This is a genomic window from Christiangramia aquimixticola, assembly GCF_048285835.1.
GTDB lineage: Bacteria > Bacteroidota > Bacteroidia > Flavobacteriales > Flavobacteriaceae > Christiangramia > Christiangramia aquimixticola.
Window position 1 is genome coordinate 418619 of sequence record NZ_JBLVTL010000002.1, and the last position, 18132, is coordinate 436750.

Below are 18132 nucleotides of genomic sequence, written 5' to 3' on the forward strand. Positions count from 1 at the left end.
ACTTGTAATTGCCACCAACGGATTTGCCAGGCGGCTGGGAATTGAAGATATTAAACCGGCGCGGGCACAGGTGCTGGTGACCAAACCCATTGATAATTTACCATTTAAAGGAACCTTTCATCTGGATAAAGGCTACTATTATTTCCGTAATATTGGAAACAGAGTTCTATTTGGAGGTGGCAGAAATCTTGATTTCACTGCTGAAGAAACCGATCAAACCGGAACCACAGAGCTTATACAGAATAAATTGAGAGAATTGTTGAAGTCTACCATTCTACCCGGCATCCCTTTTAAAATTCAACAATCCTGGAGTGGGATCATGGGAGTAGGGAATGCGAAAAAACCAATAGTAAAAAATATTTCCCCCCGGGTTTTATGCGGAGTCCGTCTTGGGGGAATGGGAATTGCAATAGGCAGTCAGGTTGGGAAAGATCTGGCAGATTTAGCTGTAAAATCATGATTAAAAAAATTTTCAAATTCATATTTAAGATCCTGTTGGGCTTGTTGCTTTTCAGTATTCTTATAGTAGTGGTATATAAATGGGTTCCTGTACCTTTTACTCCCTTAATGGCCATCAGGTATTTCGAAAATCCTGAAGAACCCGTAAAACACGATTGGGTGGCAATAGATGATATTTCCCGTCATCTACAGCTGGCAGTAATAGCCAGTGAAGATCAAAATTTCGCAAATCACAGCGGATTCGATTTTAAAGCTATAGAAAAGGCAATTGAAAATAATAAAAAAGGGAAAAGGGTTCGTGGTGCTTCTACCATTTCTCAACAAACGGCTAAAAATGTTTTTCTATGGCCACACCGGAGCTGGTTTAGAAAAGGACTGGAGGCTTATTTTACATTCTTGATAGAAACCATCTGGAGTAAGGAACGTATTCTGGAGGTTTACCTGAATAGTATTGAAATGGGGAAAGGAGTCTATGGAGCTGAAGCGGCAGCTCAAAGCTGGTTTAAAAAAAGCGCCAGCAAGCTTTCAGCTTATGAAGCGGCTGCAATTGCTGCAATCCTTCCAAATCCAAGAGAATACAGAGCGAATCCTGCATCTGCATATATTCAGCAACGAAAAAACTGGATCTTTAGGCAAATGTCCAACTATGGTAAATTTAAATTAGATTAAGGTCTATGGAAAGTTTAAAATCTGAATTGCTCAAACTTGCGAATTCCTATGTGGAAGAGAGAATTAAGATCCTTCACAACAATATTAATAATCTAAAAGAAGCTCTTAAACTTGAAACCAAGTGCTCTATGGGAGATAAATATGAAACCGATAGAGCGATGCTACATTTAGAATTCGAAAAACTTTCCGGCCAGATCGAGCAATACGGGCAACTAAAGAAAACTCTTAATCATATAGAATCCCAATCACAGCATACAGAGGTGAAGTTTGGAAGTATTATAAAAACTGATGGGCCTAATTACTTTATCGCTATCCCTGCAGGGATTTTAAAATATGAGGGCGAAGATTATTATTCTGTAGGTTATCAAACCCCTGTGGCTAAACAATTGATCGGAAAAAAAGCAGGTGATAATTTTGAGCTGAACGCTAAAACCTTTAAAATTAATGAGGTTATTTAAGTCGTTTTATTATTAGATCTTCAGAAATATTCAGACCTATAATCTCTCCGTTTTCCTTATTGGTGGGATGTTCTAAAAGGATTTCCTCTCCATGAAGATCTGCCACGATCAAAAAAGTTTCACCCTTAAAATATGACTTCTTTACTTCTACTTTGATAGGGGAATTGTGGTCAACTCTAATTTCATGAGGATATAGTACCACCCGTTTTTTACTGGTATTGTCCTGTTGAATATTCTTCAGCATAACATGATTCACATCTCCAAAAAGAGAAGCAACATATTTATTTGGCGGATTTTTATAAAGTTCCTCCGGCTTTCCATCTGCATAAATTTTTCCATTTTTTAATACAATAGTCCGGTCTGCGAAAGAAAGCGCATCTGTACTGTCATGTGTCGCGACTATGCAGGTAATATTCTTTTCTTTTAAATATGAAAACAACCTGCGTCTTAAATTGTTCTTTCTAAAATGGTCTATATGGCTAAAAGGCTCGTCGAGCAATAAAATTTCAGGTTCTTTGGCCAGTGCCCGGGCCAGTGCAATTCGTTGTTGCTGTCCTCCACTTAATAACTTCGCTTTTTTGTTTGCCAGATCATTCATTTCCACCACTTCCAGCAATTCTTTTATGCGTCGTTTCTTTTTGATCGGGTAGAAATTGCTGAGGTATTTCCCCACATTATCGGCTGCGCTAAGTGGTAACATAAGGTCAAAATCCTGAGCGAGATATTTTATAAATGGTTCGCCGGGAACAAGGTTGAAATTGGGACCAAGCATTTCCTGTTCATTCCAGGTTAATTTACCATCTGTATGTAAGAGTCCATATATAAGTTTTAGAAGTGTACTTTTCCCGCAACCGCTTTCACCAATTACCGAAACATTTTCTCCCTTAGGTATCTTAAGATTGATGTTTTTTAGAACAGGTTCCTTATGATAGGTAAACGATACTTTTTGAAGTTTCAGCATATATGGAAGTCGGTTTAAAGGTCAAATTAATACATTTTAGCGGGGAGTAACAAGAAGCTTCTTCTTCATCTCCATTTTTTAACCTATTCACAACAATTAAGTTCAGTTGTTTTTCTCAACTTTAGCAACTATTAAAATTGAGAATTTTGAAAGTTGCGGTATACGATCTAAATAAGACCCTTTATAAAAAATCTTCCAAGGATGAATTCTTTAAATTCATCTGTTATAAGAAAAATTATAAACTGAATAATTTACTTCAGCTGGGATGGTTCAAGACCATGGGTAAGTTGCGACTTATCAATAAAACCGATTTTAAAGAAAACTTTTATAATTATCTCAGGAACCTTGAACCCGAAACAGTAAAAAAATATGCCGCTCAATTCTGGGATATGGAGCTTCAGGATCAGTTTAGAGACAAAATGATAGCTGATATCAAGAGGTTTGATGAAGAAGGAGTAAAAGTATATGTGATTACCGGAGGCTTTGAAGTGTATACCAAATATCTTGAAGAAAAATTGCCGGTGAAAGTACTAGGTACAAAAACCGAATATGTAGACGGTAATTATAAGATAATCGGGAAGGCTTGTAACGATCAGGAAAAAATAAGAAGGCTGGAAGAGGATACCGGTGGAGATTTCCAGATCCTGGAAGCTTACTCAGATGATGATGAAGAGATCTTGCATTATGCCGAAAGAGGTTACCTGGTGGAAGATGGAGAAGTAAAATTAGTCAACAATAAAAAAGCCGGCAATTAATATCGCCGGCTTTTTCTATTTTAAAAAGGGAACTTCTAACCTTTTATTTTTGTGTTTAATTCATTCGGAAGAGCTTTATATCCCATATTGTATAGAGTGAATCCAAAGATATCGGCATATTCTTCAATGATCTTACTGGTTGGTTTCCCTGCGCCATGTCCTGCTTTGGTTTCAATACGGATCAATACCGGAGCATTTCCGCTTTGCTTATCCTGAAGTTCTGCAGCAAACTTGAAAGAGTGTGCCGGCACTACACGGTCATCATGGTCTCCTGTTGTAACCAAAGTAGCTGGATAGCTAACTCCTTTCTTTACATTATGAACAGGCGAATAACCGTATAAGTAATCGAACATTTCTTTATTGTCTTCCGCAGTTCCATAATCATAAGCCCATCCGGCACCTGCAGTAAAGGTATGATACCTTAACATATCCAGAACACCAACAGCCGGTAAAGCGACTTTCATAAGATCCGGTCGTTGAGTCATGGCAGCGCCAACAAGTAGACCACCATTGGAACCTCCTCTAATGGCAAGGTAATCACTGGATGTATATCCTTTATCGATCAGGAATTCAGCCGCACTGATGAAATCATCAAATACATTTTGTTTCTGCAGTTGGGTTCCGGCATCATGCCATTTTTTCCCATATTCTCCACCACCACGAAGGTTAGGAACAGCATAGATACCACCTTGTTCCAGCCATACGCTCATAGCAGTGCTAAAACCAGGTGTAAGACTCACATTGAATCCGCCGTAACCATAGAGGATAGTAGGATTCTTTCCGTTAAACTCAGTACCTTTTTTATAGGTGATGATCATTGGGATCTTAGTTCCATCTTTTGAGGTATAAAAAACCTGCTCACTTGTAAAATCCTCAGGTTTGAAATCGATATTGGGTTTATTATAAACTTCAGAAGTTCCTTTTTCTATATCATATTTATAAATAGTTCCGGGAGTTACATAATTGGTAAAAGAGTAGTAAAGCACATCTTCCTTTTTCTTCGCGCCAAAACCACCAGCAGAACCTACACCCGGTAATTCAACTTCTCTTACCAGCTTCCCGGTATAATCGTATTGTTTTACTTTAGAGATGGCGTCCACCATATACTCAGCAAAAAAATATCCACCTCCGGTAGAAGGACTTAATACGTTTTCAGTTTCCGGGATAAAATCTTTCCAGTTCTCAGGCTGAGGATTTGAAGCATCTACGGTAACGATCTTACGGTTAGGAGCATTCAGGTTTGTAACTATATAAAGTTTGCTGCCATCATTTTCGATCACATACGAATCTGTATCGAAATTGTCCATAATAGTGACAAGCTTTGGCTCTTTTTGAGCAAGATCCATTAAATAAAGCTCGCCCCCGGAGGTGGAGTTTCTGGCAGATATAACAAGGTAACGGTCATCCTCAGTCACACTCCCGCCCACATAACGTCTTTTCTGCTCTGCAGAATCACCAAAGATGATCTTATCTTCACTTTGAGCTGTTCCCAGTTTATGGTAATATAATTTATGCTGATCTGTTTTTGCTGAAAGTTCACTGCCATCCGGCTTGTCATAACTGGAATAATAGAAACCTTCATTCCCCTTCCATGAAATGCCGCTGAATTTTACATCTCTAATGGTATCTCCCAGGATTTTGTGGCTATCGGTATCCATCACTATGATCTTTCTCCAGTCACTTCCCCCTTCAGATATCGCGTAGGCAACTTTCTTACCATCTTTGGAGAAACTTAGGCCAGCTAATGAAGTGGTGCCATCAGGACTGAATTTATTCGGATCAAGAAATACTTTTGATGAATCATTTTCAGCATCCTTTCTATAAAGTACACTCTGATTTTGCAATCCGTTATTTTTAAAGAAATAGATCTTTCCACCTTCAGTAAAAGGAGCGCCAAGTTTTTCATAATCCCATAAAGTAGTCAGGCGTTTTTTTAATTGATCGCGGTAGGGTATATTTTCAAGATAATTAAATGTCACCTCATTCTGGCGTTTAACCCAGTTTTCGGTTTGTTCACTTCGGTCGTTTTCCAGCCAGCGGTAAGGATCCTTTACAGCGGTTCCAAAATAATCTGTGACTGTATCTACTTTTTTAGTTTCAGGGTAATTCAATTTTTTTTGATTTTGACTATTGGCAGAGGTTGCGCCAAACAATAAGCTTAACGTCACCATGCCACAATAAATATTTTTCATGTAAGTTTTCTTTAGTTGCTTAAAAATAGGAATAAAAAAGCCTGAATCTCATTGGGTTCAGGCTTTTAAAGAAAACTTTATAATTTTTAGATTTTATACCAGGCTGTGCTCGATCAAATATTCTGCAATTTGAACTGCGTTGGTGGCTGCTCCCTTTCTAAGATTATCAGCGACAATCCACATATTCAGAGTATTTGGATTGGAATAATCTCTTCGAATTCTCCCCACAAATACATCATCTTTTCCTTCAGCATAAATAGGCATTGGATAGGTATTTAATTCAGGATTATCCTGCACGGTAATCCCCGGGAATTCACTTAATAATTTACGCACTTCACTTATTTCAAAGTCCTTGTGAAATTCAATATTCACAGCTTCTGAATGTCCTCCAACTACCGGAATACGTATAGCTGTGGCCGTGACGTTTACAGAATCATCACCCAGTATCTTCTTGGTCTCATTCGTCAATTTCATCTCCTCTTTAGTGTATCCATTCTCCTGAAATACATCACAATGAGGAAGTGCATTTTTGTGAATAGGATATGGATAGGCCATTTCTCCTTTTTCTCCGGAATATTCATTTTCTAGCTGTTGAACCGCTTTTACCCCCGTCCCGGTAATGGATTGATAAGTAGAGACCACCACTCTTCTAATCCCATAAACATCGTGTAAAGGCTTAAGCGCCATTAATAATTGAATAGTTGAGCAGTTTGGATTTGCAATCACTTTATCTTCTTTGGAAAGCAGATTTGCGTTGATCTCCGGAATCACCAGTTTATGTGCCGGGCTCATTCTCCATGCTGAAGAATTGTCGATCACCGTAGTGCCGGCTTCAGCAAATTTTGGCGCCCATTCCAGAGAGGTATCACCCCCTGCCGAAAATAAAGCAATATCAGCCTTCATAGAAACAGCAGTTTCAAGACTTACAACCTCAAATTCTTTAGTTCCAAATTTTATTTTTTTACCAACAGACCTTTGAGAGGCAACAGGAATTAATTCGGTTAAAGGGAAATTTCGTTCTTCAAGAACTTTCAACATTACATTTCCAACCATCCCTGTGGCTCCAACTACAGCTACTTTCATAATTACAGATCAATTTTTAATAATTTCAAAAGTATAATGTTTCTATTGGCTTACCACATTTTTATGCAAATTTCACTGATTTAATGGTTTAGTTATTTTTTAATACTTCATTTATCTGATCAAAAGGGTAAAAAAAGACCCCTGGTTTTGCCAGGGGTTAAATATTAAAAAATGAATAGTGTAGCGGTTAGCGTACTTCTTAAATATTCTTTTTTCTTAATTCGTCTCTAATTTCGGTAAGCAAAACCTCTTCTTTGGTTGGGCCTGCCGGTGCAGCTGCTTCTTCCTTCTTTTTTGTTTTCTCATAAGATCTAAGGAAAAGGAAGATAAATAGGCCAACAATAATAAAGTAGATTATTGCCTGGATAAGATTTCCATAGGTAATTACCGCGGCTTCCACTGCCTGTGCTGCTTCGAGGTTTTCATAATGCTCCCCGTCCAGCGCAATGAACTTTTGAGTAAAGTCCACCCCGCCTGTAAGCAAACCTATGATTGGCATAAAAATATCTGCCACCACAGAGGAAATTACCTTGTTAAATGCTGCACCAATAACTACCGCAGTAGCAAGGGCAACAATATCCTTTTTCATTAAAAAGGCTTTAAAATCTGAAAAGAAACTCATAGTATAATGTAGTTGGTTAAAGTCTAAATTTAGATAAAAAATATTAGACCCTTAATAACCGTCTATTCGGGGATAACCTTTCTGGTCACCCGTCTTTGGATTCCCGTGATCAATTCATAGGATATTGTTCCTCCGGCTTCAGCAAACTTTACCGGATGATGAGGTCCGCCAAAAACGATCACTTCATCACCTTCGTGGCAATCTATCCCGGTAACATCTACCATGATGATGTCCATACATACATTTCCAGCTATAGGAGCGTAGGATCCATTTATATAAACTCCGGCGCGACCATTCCCGTAGATTCGGTTAATACCATCAGCGTGACCTACAGGTAAGGTTGCGATCCTGGTAGGTTTTTCAACTTTAAAACTTCGGTTATAACCAACCGTATCACCCTTATCAAGTTTTCTAATCTGGGAAATTATAGTTTTAAGGGTGGAAACAGGTCTAAGATAGGGATCCACGGTTTTATCATTTCCGAATCCATAAAGGCCTATCCCACTGCGCACCATGCTGAATGCCGCTTTTGGATAGTTGATGACCCCGGAAGTGTTGCAAATATGCAATAATGGTTCCCGGTCCATGTCCTTGATAAGTTCCCAGGTCATTTTCCTGAAAAGGTCTATCTGTCCAACGGTAAAATCTCTTTCTTTCCAGTCTTCACTGGCCGCGAGATGAGAAAAAACAGAAGCGATCTTAATAGTTGAGGTTTCTGCCGTTAATTTTCGAACCAACTGTACCTCATGGTCGTCGAAACCAAGCCGGTTGAGACCTGTATTGAATTTAATATGAACAGGGTAATCTTTTTGCTTTAAACGTTCAGCTGTTTGGATAAAAGACCTTAGGATCTTTTCGCTGTAAATATTAGGTTCCAGGCAATTCTCAATGATCTCTTCAAAATGCGTGAATTGAGGATGGAGGACCAGAATAGGTTTAGTGATCCCGTTCTTTCGCAAATGCACGCCTTCCTCAACATAGGCTACCGCAAAATAATCGGTGCCCAATTCCTCCAGTTTTCGGGCTATTATAACAGAATCATTCCCATAGGCAAAGGCTTTTACCACAGAGAGGAATTTTACTTCCTTATCAATTTTTGATCTTAGATATCTGTAATTATGCGCCAGTGCTCCAAGGTCTATTTCCAGAACAGTTTCTTTAGCTTCAGGCATTAGCTTAGGTGGGTTTCGTTTTTAATTCTTCGATTCCTTTTACATCGATCTTTTTCACCCTTTCTTTAAGCATGGCCTTATAATAGGCAGCACGGCTTAGGGGTTCATACTCTTCATTCTCTCCGAGAAAAACCAGATCATCGTTGATCGCTTTCCTGTAACTAAACTGGGCCAGATTTCCGGTTCTGGTACAAACAGCATGTACTTTGGTTACATACTCTGCTGTAGCCATGAGATTAGGCATGGGTCCAAAGGGATTACCTTTAAAATCCATGTCAAGCCCGGCTACGATCACCCGGATACCCTGGTTGGCGAGATCGTTACAAACAGTGACTATCTCGTCGTCAAAGAACTGGGCTTCATCGATACCTACCACGTCACAGCCATCTGCGAGAATCCTGATATTGGAAGCAGAGGGGACGGGAGTAGATCTAATTTCATTGGAATCGTGAGAAACAACCATCTCCTCGTCATATCTAACATCTATGGCGGGTTTGAAGATCTCAACATTTTGTTTGGCAAATTTTGCGCGTTTGAGGCGGCGTATAAGTTCTTCGGTTTTACCGGAAAACATTGAGCCACAAATAACCTCAATCCAGCCAAATTGCTCTTCGTGATTTACTGTATTTTCGAGAAACATTTTGTATTTTTCAAGTCGAAACGGGGGAATACCTCTTTCGCATAAAGGTGGAACAAATTTATTAAAAATACAACCCGCTTACCGGGTGAATCATTAAAGTTATGAAAAAGAAAATCGAGGCTGACCTCGTACAGATCGCAGAAAAAATCCTTAAGAAACAGGGAAATCTTGATGCAGGACAATTAAAGAAAATGGCTCAGCAACTTTATGAGAAACTAACGATTCTGGCCTTTACTGAAAAACATCTGTTGGAAGAAAAACCTGCAAAGGTGAAAAAAGAGCCGAAACCTCAATTCCAGCAGCAAATCTCTTATGATGAATTTTATCCCGATGGGACAGAGTTCAATGAAGACAGCGATGCGATCACCGAGCCGAATACTGAAAAGATTAAGGATATAGTAGCTCAAATGCCACCGGAGACTTCCAGGGTGGATCATATCATGAATAGTATCAATGCAGCTCCCGCTCCTGAAACTTCTTCAAATTCGTCCACGCATGCTGAAGACAAAACCGATTTTAGAAATATAGGAGTAGATTATGATAATTTACCAGATTTTGAGCCTGTAAAGCAATCAGAAAAAAGTGAACGTCCTCGATCTTTGAACGACCGTTTGAAGAAAGGGATCAACATCGGTTTAAATGAACGACTGGCTTATATCAAACATTTATTTGATGGTAATACAGCCGATTATAACAGAGTATTGTCACAATTGAATACTTTCTCCAGCCATGAGGAAGCACGAAAGTTTATTGAACTGGTTGTAAAACCTGACTATAATCACTGGAACGGGAAAGAAGAATATGAGGAACGATTTATCGCTCATATCGACAATAAATTTGGACAGTAGACATTCAATTTATGGGAAAACTGTACCTGGTTCCAACACCAATTGGTAATCTTGAAGATATCACCTTAAGGGCAATACGCATATTAAAGGAGGTCGATCTAATTTTAGCTGAAGACACCCGTAATAGCGGGAAGCTTTTGAAGCATTTAGATGTGAAAACTCCCATGCAAAGTCACCATATGCATAATGAGCATAAAACGGTAGAAAACTTGGTGTCAAGGATTAAGGCCGGAGAAACCATTGCTTTGATCAGTGATGCGGGTACTCCGGCAATTTCAGATCCCGGATTTTTACTTACCCGTGCTTGCGTGGAAGCAGGGATAGAGGTGGATTGTTTACCCGGTGCCACTGCTTTTGTTCCGGCTTTGGTTAACAGTGGGCTCCCCAACGATAAGTTTGTTTTTGAAGGATTTTTGCCTGTAAAAAAAGGCCGTCAAACCCGTCTTAAAATTCTTGCTGAAGAAAGCAGAACCATGATCTTTTATGAATCACCTCATAAACTGATCAAAACATTGGGACATTTTCGTGAGTATTTTGGGGAAGATAGAAGAGTCTCTGTCTCCAGAGAAATTACCAAACTCCATGAAGAAACCATTCGGGGAACTACAACTGAAGTATTGGAGCATTATACCGTCAACCCACCAAAAGGAGAGATCGTAATAGTTGTAGGAGGAAAAGCATAGCTTTGGAAGATCTGCTTTGTAAAATAAGAGATTGCCGTGTATGTTCAGCCCACTTGCCCTTAGGTCCCAGACCAATTGTTGAAGCCAACAAAAATTCCAGAATTGTTTTAATAAGTCAGGCGCCCGGTAGAATTGTGCATGAAACCGGAATTGCCTGGAATGACCAAAGCGGTAAAAAGTTAAGAGAATGGCTGGACGTAGATAAATCTACCTTTTATAATACCGATAACTTTGCTATCCTGCCTATGGGCTTTTGCTATCCCGGGAAAGGCAAAACAGGAGATCTGCCACCCCGTAAGGAATGTGCTCCTTTGTGGCATGAGGAGGTTTGGAAGGAACTGGAGAATACCCGCCTTAAGATTTTAATTGGATCTTATGCTGCTAATTATTATTTGGGAAAAAAATCTAATCTAACTCAAAAGGTACAGGAGTATGAACAATTCCTGCCAGATTACTGGACCATCCCACATCCCTCACCTGTGAACAGATTCTGGAGATCAAAAAACCCCTGGTTTGAAGAACAAATCGTTCCGCAGTTACAACGGAAAGTAAAGGAAATTTTAAGCCGTTAAAACCCTGAATTTTCAACTGAAAATTTACTATTTTCGGCAGAAATCTCTTCAGAAAATATGATGCGCTGGACCTTAAAACCCAAACCCGATTCCATTACAGTTGATTCTCTTGCAGATAAGCTTGGGACCGGAAATGCGGTGGCGAGATTATTAGTGCAGCGCGGAATAAAAACTTTTGAGGCCGCACGAAATTTCTTCAGGCCAGATCTTAAAGACCTGCACGATCCATTTCTTATGAAAGACATGGACAAGGCAGTTGAAAGAATAGAACAGGCCATGGAAGAAGGTGAGAATATCATGGTGTATGGAGATTATGATGTTGATGGGACTACCAGTGTGGCTCTTATGTCCTCTTTTCTAAAATTTAGATACCCAAACGTTACTACTTATATTCCAGATAGATATGCTGAAGGCTATGGAATAAGTTATCAGGGGATAGATTATGCTGCAGATAATGATATTCAATTGATCATTGCTTTGGACTGCGGAATAAAAGCTATTGAAAAGGTTGCATACGCCAGGGAGAAAGGGATAGATTTTGTTATTTGTGATCATCACCGCCCGGGAATAGAAATTCCAGATGCGGTGGCGGTTTTAGACCCTAAAAGGGAAGACTGTGAATATCCTTATGACGAACTATGTGGATGTGGTGTTGGTTTTAAACTAATCCAGGCTATTACCATTAAAAACAATGAGCCGGAAGAAACATTATTACCATATCTGGACCTGGTGGCCACGGCAATTGGAGCAGATATTGTTCCCATTACCGGGGAGAACAGGATATTAGCCTATCATGGTTTACATGTTATTAATGTAGCTCCAAGAACGGGTATCAAATGTTTATTAGGCGATAGGAAAAATGTGAGCATTACCGATGTGGTTTTTATAGTTGCACCAAGAATCAATGCCGCCGGCCGGATGAAACATGGTTTACATGCAGTAAATCTTCTAACTGAAGAAGATGAGGAAAGCTGCAAACGTTTCGCTTCAGAAATTGAAACTTATAATACCGACAGGCGTAGTGCCGATAAAACCATTACTGAAGAGGCTATACAGCAAATTATAGAACGACAGGAAGAAGACCGGTTAACCACGGTTGTTTACCAGGAGAACTGGCATAAAGGAGTAATTGGGATCGTGGCGTCCCGTCTTACTGAAACCTGGTACAGACCTACACTTGTTTTTACCAGAAGCGGAGACCGTTTGGCAGCATCGGCTCGAAGTGTAAAAGGGTTTGATGTATATGAAGCGCTGGAAGGCTGTAAAGAGCATATAGAACAGTTTGGAGGTCATAAATATGCGGCAGGACTTACTTTACTTGAAGATCAATACGAAGATTTTAAAAGGAAGTTTGAAGAAGTGGTAACCGAAACCATAGACCGAAACCTTTTAACTCCAGAAATAAGTATAGATGCGGAATTAAAACTTAAGGATATCACTCCTAAATTCTACAGAATTCTAAAACAGTTTGCTCCATTCGGCCCGGGAAACATGTCCCCGGTTTTTATAAGTAAAGGTTTAACCGATACCGGTTTTGGAAAATGTGTGGGAGAGGACAAGACACATCTTAAATGCCAGGTGAAACAGGGAGAAGGCGGGCCCTCTTTTAGCGTTATTGGATTCAACCTGGGATCAAAGCTGGATATTATTAAAGCTGGGAAGAAATTTGATGCTGTTTATAGCCTGGATGAGAATACCTGGAATGGAAATACCAGTATTCAGCTAAAATTAAAGGATATTAGGGAGAGTAATTAAGATTCGATCTTACGGAGTTTTAATTCCCTGCCATCAAATTCGGCATAAGTATAATAGTTGATCCAATCGCCGGTATTTACGTATAAAGATCTTTCATTCAATTCAAATTCCAGCGGTAAATGTCGGTGGCCAAAAAGGAAATAATCATAGTGCTCTGTTTCCAGTTTTCTTTTACAATACTGGATCAACCACTCGTTTTCTTCTCCTAAAAACTCCATATCCTCTTCGCCGGAGATCGCTTTGTTTTTAACCGAAAAATATTGTGCCAAAGGAACTCCAAGATCGGGATGAAGCCAGCGGTATAGCCATTTTGAAAACGGGTTGGTAAAAACCTTTTTCATTCGTTTGAAACCCTTATCACCGGGTCCCAAACCATCACCATGCCCAATAAAAAACTTTTTATTGTTAAACTCGAATACTTTGGGTTTATGATAAACAGGAATATTGAGCTCTTCCTGAAAATAGTCGTCCATCCAAAGATCATGATTCCCCACAAAGAAATAAACCGGAATCCCGGAATCTCTAATTTCAGCCAGTTTCCCTAAGGTTCTTACAAATCCTTTTGGAACAACATGTTTATATTCGAACCAAAAATCAAAAAGATCTCCTAACAGGAATATGGCTGCAGCATCATCCTTGATGTTATCCAGCCACTCAACGAATTTTACTTCGCGTTTACGGCTTTCTTCCATGGTGGGTGCACCAAGATGATTATCACTGGAGAAATAGATCTTTTTACCCTGAGGAATATTCATATTAAACTAAATCTTAAGTAAAGATATGGAAACTCAATTTTAATTAATAGTAGCGAAGTTGCGCAAGGGATAGGAGCGGATAGCTCCCGCTTTTTAGCGGGACTATGAGCGGATAGCCCGACCCGTTAGGGTTGCGCCCTAAGCATTATCACTGGCATACCACTCTGCAAAAGAGGTTTCGGTTTCCTGAAGTTTTAAAGAGTGAAGCTTAATATGAGCGGGTAGGAGGTCACTTATCTTTTGTGCAAAATCGATAACCATATTCTCACTGGTTGGCTGGTAGTCTACCAGGATCACATGGTGTCCACGGCTTTTCAACTCTTCGGCCAGTTCAAGATGAGGCGTATTTTTATTAAATACGGTAGCATGGTCAAATTGATCAACGATTTGCGTCTTTACGATCTTTTTTAGGTCACTAAAGTCGATAACCATCCCGAATTTTACATGGTCACTGTCTATAATTGGTTTTCCAATCACGGTTACGCTAAGCTTGTAACTGTGGCCATGTACATTCCTGCATTTCCCATCATAGCCATATAATGCGTGGCCGGTCTCAAAAGAAAACTGTTTGGTTATTCTAATATTGCTCATTTTAGCAGATTTTTGTGCAAAGATAAGCGAATTTTTAAGCCTTATTTTTTTCGCCCCTCATATCCAATTATAAAGTACATTTGTGAAATTTTTTCAACAAATGCTTGCTACAGAAACCGAATTATTTGAACAGCTGGATTTTACTGAAAATCCTCTTTTTGAAAGGGTCATCACTGACCTTATGGAAAAGAAATATAGTGTGGTGGATAATTTTTTTGATGCGCAGGAAGTGGATCTTTTGCGGGCAACTCTCATGGAGAAGTACCGCGAAGATGATTTTAAGAAAGCCGCAATTGGGAACCGCACCAATGAGGTCGTCGCCAAATCTGTAAGGGGAGATTTTATTCTTTGGATCAACGAAACTACGGCCGGGCCTGCAGAAAATATATTTTTTAGCAAGATCAACTCGATGGTGGAGTATCTAAACCGTACCTGTTTTATGGGAATCCTTACCAAGGAATTTCATTATGCGGTATATCCTGAAGGTACCTTTTATAAAAGGCATCTGGATACCTTTCAAAATGACGGGCGCCGTAAACTTTCCATGGTTTGTTATCTAAATGAAGAGAACTGGAAACCGGAGAACGGCGGGGAACTGGCTATTTATCTGGATGAAAACGGAACGGAAAAAGAAATAGATATTTATCCACTCCCGGGAAGAATTGTAATATTTGAAAGTCAGGAACTGGAACATGAGGTGAAGCCGGTAAAAGTTCCACGTCTAAGCATTACAGGCTGGTTAAAAACCAGATAATTACTTTTTGAATTTTTTATAGACAAAAACCCCTATTAAAATAAGAGCCAGAAGCAGCCAGAAGACCATCCCGCTAAGGAAGCTTAAAATTTCCCAGGTATCAGATTCCATTAGTTTTTAAATTTTTTTGAATTTCTTACCCGCCATCGATGTCTTGCATAGAAAAATAGCGCGAGTAGTACTAAAATAGCCAATAAGTACCAGAAATTCTCCGTCATGAATTCCCGTGTGGTCCAGCCCCATTCCTGGATTTCCTTAGGGTCTTTATCTTTTGGTAAATGTTCCTGAATCATGGTTTGATTTTAAAAGTTTTACGCATCACTATGGCTACGATTATACCCAGCAATAACCCAATTAACAGGTAAATATTTTCAAGTATAAAATCCATAATCAAGGCACCTGACAGGTGTTATTTTTTGAATTTCGCCAATGCGTTCTTAGTAAAGTTGGATAACACCAATTCCCCCGATACAGCTGCACGTTCCTCGAGTAACCTGTCCCAATTATCCGTGTTTTTCCACAAGATCTTCTTCATTTCCTGTAAAGCCTGCGGATTATATGATGCGAGTTTTTCAGCAAATATTTCAATTTCTTTGTCAAGGTCTTTAATGTTATCAAAAACCCTGGCATAAAGGCCTTTTTCTTTTGCCCAATATGCATTTTTCCATTCGTGAGCAGCCAGGCTTAACTCTGCCAGAGCATCTACTCCCATCTTTCTTTCCACAGCCGGAGCGATCACAAAAGGTCCAATTCCAATAGTTAGTTCAGATAATTTTATGGAAGCAGCCTCTGTAGCCATCGCATAATCACAAGCTGCCACTAAACCTACACCACCACCTACAGTTTTACCCTGAACACGACCTACAATAAGCTTCTTGCAGGTTCTCATGGCATTTATAACTTTAGCAAAACCGGAAAAGAATTTCTTACCATCTTCAAGATTATCTATTTCAATAAGTTCGTTGAAAGAGGCACCGGCACAAAAGGCTTTTTCACCTTCAGATTTTAATATGATCACAGCTACCGAGTCATCTCCGGAGAGTTTGTGGATCTCCTTTTCCAGACGATCTAATAAGACTGATGGAAAAGAATTACTGGCGGGATGGCCAAATTCTACAGTTGCTACTTTATTTTCAATATTGGTATATAAACTGCCGTTTTCGCGGGAAGTTTCCATAATTAATTCGTGTTTTAACCAAAGTTAAGGATAATCGCTAAAAATGGTGAGTTGCTTCACACTTCTTTGTGAAGATATTTTCTTCTAAAATAAATTACCAGAGTTCCACTGCGAATAAGCATCCAGATAAAAAAGGCGATCCAGATTCCGTATAATTTTAAGCCGAAATGATCTGAAATGAGCAGGGCAGGAGTGAAACCCAGAAAAGTCGCAGCTAAGAGCACATTGCGCAAATATTTGGCTTCTCCCAATCCTTTAAAGATCCCATCAAACATAAAAGCTATTGCATTTACCGGTTGCATGATCAATACGATCCAGAAAACCGATGAGAACAGCGCCAGGACTGTAATTTCTTTATTAAATAGCAGTCCTATCTCGTCATAAAGGGCGAAACAAATTCCCATTAAGATCAAAGAAATAAGGACGGCATATTTACTTATTTTCTTGCTTAACTGCCATAAACTTTTGTAATCGCTGGCTCCTAATAATTTCCCGCCAATGGCATTGCCCGCATTTGCATATCCGTCAATAAAGAAGCTGAAGAATAACCAGATGTTCATCAGGATACTTTGAGCAGCGATATAATTATTTCCATAATCTGTTGCATAAGCGTTGGCAAGGTAGATCGCAAAATTGAGGGCTGCGGTTCTAACGAATAAATTTGCAGCCATAAGCAAAAGACCCTTCATTCGCGGGTTAATATTAAAACTAAGTCGTAGGTTGAACGGAGTCTTTTTAAAGAAGAACCAGAGCGCCATGATTAGCATAGTAGCCTGAGCTCCAAGGCTGGCATAGGCTGCGCCCTTTAAGTGCATAGCGGGGATATAACCTTCAATTCCATAAACCAGCAAATAGTCCAGTACAACATTTACAGCAGCACCGGTAAGGCTGCACTTCATTGCCCAAAGTGTATTTTGTAAACCGCGAAAGATCCCGAAAATCGCAAAAGTAACAAGGGTCAATGGATAGCCTAATGCCCTTATCTGGTAATAATCTTCAGAATATTGAAGAATTAAACCTTCAGCATTATAAGCACTAAAAATGGCTCTTGCGAAATATGCCGTAGTAGCATAAATGACCAGACTGAATAAAAAATTGAAAGCTATGGCCTGCGGAATGAGGGTTTTTACCGCATGTAACCTGTTTGCGCCCAAATGCTGAGATACCAATGCTGAAATTGCCGTTTTTGTTTGAGCAACGATCCAGATAATGGCAGAAAGAAATGAACCAACGATCCCTGCCGCGGCTAAGGCTTCAATGGAATGATCCTTTACATTCCCAATTATAGCGATATCTGTAAGCGAAATTAAGGGTTCGGCAATTCCGGCTATAATTGCGGGAATGGCAATTTTATTAATATTCCTGAAGCTTACTGAATTATCTGACTTTTGCGACATGGGACGCTAAATTACTTGACTTCTAACTACAATAACAATTCATAACAATAAAAAGGATGGGCACTTTGCCTGGGAAAATAAATATTGCCTAAACGTTTATATCCTCTTTTCTCGTAAAATTTCTGGTTTCTGGGATTCTGACTGAAGGTATCCAGGCGAACAGATTCATATTTATTTTGCCGTGCAAAATCTTCAGCAAAACTCATTAATTTTTGAGCATATCCGTGGCCCCAATATTCTGGATGAGTTGCCAGCCGATGGATGTAAATGTTATTTTCAGATTTACTTATCCAATCTATAGGTTCGTATTCTTCATCCTTAACGGGAGTAATAACAATTATTCCTCTTATTTCTGTTCCTTCAGAAAGTTTAAAAAGTTCCTGTTTTTCCACGTCTTCAGATAATTTTTCCAAAGAAGGATAGTGCTCATTCCATTGGAAAATATTGTTCTTAATCATCGCGGCTGCACAGGCTTCGGTGAGGGATTTGATCTCGGGGAGATCTGATATTTTAGCTTTTTCTATCATTTTTAAGAATAAAAAATAAACATTTTCATATTTATTAAAAATCAGTACATTTGTTCCCGAAT

20 protein-coding genes are annotated in these 18132 nt (G+C 39.3%); 9 read left to right on the top strand and 11 right to left on the bottom strand.

Features of this window, described 5'->3' with window-relative positions; all coding sequences use genetic code 11:
* From ACNKXV_RS05545 to ACNKXV_RS05555, 3 genes are all read left to right on the top strand, one after another.
* A partial coding sequence (locus tag ACNKXV_RS05545; protein ID WP_417906709.1) for an NAD(P)/FAD-dependent oxidoreductase occupies window positions 1–460 on the top strand: 460 nt, incomplete at its 5' end.
* Window positions 457–1128, top strand: coding sequence for a monofunctional biosynthetic peptidoglycan transglycosylase (gene mtgA, locus ACNKXV_RS05550; protein ID WP_417906710.1), 672 nt, complete (start codon window positions 457–459; stop codon window positions 1126–1128). The genes ACNKXV_RS05545 and mtgA, both read left to right, overlap by 4 nt.
* 5 nt (window positions 1129–1133) lie before the next feature.
* On the top strand, window positions 1134–1586 hold the full coding sequence (locus tag ACNKXV_RS05555) for a transcription elongation factor (RefSeq protein WP_417906711.1): 453 nt from the start codon (window positions 1134–1136) through the stop codon (window positions 1584–1586).
* Here ACNKXV_RS05555 and ACNKXV_RS05560 read toward each other — a convergent pair.
* Window positions 1579–2547 carry an ABC transporter ATP-binding protein gene (locus ACNKXV_RS05560; protein ID WP_417906712.1) on the bottom strand — a complete coding sequence of 323 codons (969 nt, stop codon included), beginning with the start codon at window positions 2545–2547 and terminating at the stop codon, window positions 1579–1581. The genes ACNKXV_RS05555 and ACNKXV_RS05560 overlap by 8 nt on opposite strands.
* A gap of 146 nt (window positions 2548–2693) precedes the next feature.
* Here ACNKXV_RS05560 and ACNKXV_RS05565 point away from each other — a divergent pair, with 146 nt between their 5' ends.
* Window positions 2694–3302, top strand: a complete 609-nt coding sequence (locus ACNKXV_RS05565) for an HAD family hydrolase (RefSeq protein WP_417906713.1) — start codon at window positions 2694–2696, stop codon at window positions 3300–3302.
* A gap of 35 nt (window positions 3303–3337) precedes the next feature.
* Here the strand turns inward: ACNKXV_RS05565 and ACNKXV_RS05570 are convergent, their stop codons facing one another.
* From ACNKXV_RS05570 to ACNKXV_RS05590, 5 genes are all read right to left on the bottom strand, one after another.
* Entirely contained in the window at window positions 3338–5494 is a 2157-nt protein-coding gene (locus ACNKXV_RS05570; protein ID WP_417906714.1) for a prolyl oligopeptidase family serine peptidase, read from the bottom strand.
* 93 nt (window positions 5495–5587) lie between these two features.
* Window positions 5588–6577, bottom strand: coding sequence for an aspartate-semialdehyde dehydrogenase (locus tag ACNKXV_RS05575; protein WP_417906715.1), 990 nt, complete (start codon window positions 6575–6577; stop codon window positions 5588–5590).
* A gap of 199 nt (window positions 6578–6776) precedes the next feature.
* Window positions 6777–7199, bottom strand: coding sequence for a large conductance mechanosensitive channel protein MscL (gene mscL / locus ACNKXV_RS05580; RefSeq protein WP_417906716.1), 423 nt, complete (start codon window positions 7197–7199; stop codon window positions 6777–6779).
* Window positions 7200–7261: 62 nt separating this feature from the next.
* Window positions 7262–8371 (bottom strand): alanine racemase, encoded by a 1110-nt coding sequence (gene alr / locus ACNKXV_RS05585; RefSeq protein ID WP_417906717.1) that lies wholly within the window; start codon window positions 8369–8371, stop codon window positions 7262–7264.
* A 4-nt stretch (window positions 8372–8375) separates the two neighbouring features.
* Window positions 8376–9011, bottom strand: coding sequence for a thymidine kinase (locus ACNKXV_RS05590; RefSeq protein ID WP_417906718.1), 636 nt, complete (start codon window positions 9009–9011; stop codon window positions 8376–8378).
* Between the two features lie 101 nt (window positions 9012–9112).
* Between ACNKXV_RS05590 and ACNKXV_RS05595 the strand changes: the two genes are divergently transcribed.
* From ACNKXV_RS05595 to recJ, 4 genes are read left to right on the top strand one after another with little or no spacing between them, the layout of a single operon-like run.
* Complete coding sequence (locus ACNKXV_RS05595) at window positions 9113–9859, top strand: hypothetical protein (RefSeq protein WP_417906719.1); 747 nt, start codon at window positions 9113–9115, stop codon at window positions 9857–9859.
* Between the two features lie 11 nt (window positions 9860–9870).
* Complete coding sequence (gene rsmI / locus ACNKXV_RS05600; RefSeq protein ID WP_417906720.1) at window positions 9871–10542, top strand: 16S rRNA (cytidine(1402)-2'-O)-methyltransferase; 672 nt, start codon at window positions 9871–9873, stop codon at window positions 10540–10542.
* 2 nt (window positions 10543–10544) lie between these two features.
* Window positions 10545–11114, top strand: coding sequence for a uracil-DNA glycosylase family protein (locus tag ACNKXV_RS05605; protein WP_417906721.1), 570 nt, complete (start codon window positions 10545–10547; stop codon window positions 11112–11114).
* A gap of 60 nt (window positions 11115–11174) precedes the next feature.
* Entirely contained in the window at window positions 11175–12869 is a 1695-nt protein-coding gene (gene recJ, locus ACNKXV_RS05610; protein ID WP_417906976.1) for a single-stranded-DNA-specific exonuclease RecJ, read from the top strand.
* Here the strand turns inward: recJ and ACNKXV_RS05615 are convergent.
* Together ACNKXV_RS05615 and ACNKXV_RS05620 are read right to left on the bottom strand one after the other, a co-directional pair.
* Entirely contained in the window at window positions 12866–13624 is a 759-nt protein-coding gene (locus tag ACNKXV_RS05615; protein WP_417906722.1) for a UDP-2,3-diacylglucosamine diphosphatase, read from the bottom strand. The two genes, recJ and ACNKXV_RS05615, sit on opposite strands and share 4 nt — an antisense overlap.
* Window positions 13625–13762: 138 nt before the next feature.
* Entirely contained in the window at window positions 13763–14215 is a 453-nt protein-coding gene (locus ACNKXV_RS05620; RefSeq protein WP_417906723.1) for a 6-pyruvoyl trahydropterin synthase family protein, read from the bottom strand.
* Between the two features lie 100 nt (window positions 14216–14315).
* On the opposite strand from ACNKXV_RS05620, the gene ACNKXV_RS05625 reads away from it, so the two are divergent.
* On the top strand, window positions 14316–14969 hold the full coding sequence (locus ACNKXV_RS05625) for a 2OG-Fe(II) oxygenase (protein WP_417906977.1): 654 nt from the start codon (window positions 14316–14318) through the stop codon (window positions 14967–14969).
* A gap of 409 nt (window positions 14970–15378) precedes the next feature.
* On the opposite strand, the gene ACNKXV_RS05630 is transcribed toward ACNKXV_RS05625, so the two are convergent.
* The 3 genes from ACNKXV_RS05630 to ACNKXV_RS05640 all read right to left on the bottom strand — a co-directional run.
* Window positions 15379–16146: an enoyl-CoA hydratase/isomerase family protein gene (locus ACNKXV_RS05630; RefSeq protein ID WP_417906724.1), complete on the bottom strand. Its 768-nt coding sequence runs from the start codon at window positions 16144–16146 to the stop codon at window positions 15379–15381.
* A gap of 56 nt (window positions 16147–16202) precedes the next feature.
* Window positions 16203–17543: an MATE family efflux transporter gene (locus tag ACNKXV_RS05635; protein WP_417906725.1), complete on the bottom strand. Its 1341-nt coding sequence runs from the start codon at window positions 17541–17543 to the stop codon at window positions 16203–16205.
* 26 nt (window positions 17544–17569) lie between these two features.
* Window positions 17570–18132 (bottom strand): GNAT family N-acetyltransferase (locus ACNKXV_RS05640; protein ID WP_417906726.1); only part of this gene is annotated, 563 nt, incomplete at its 5' end.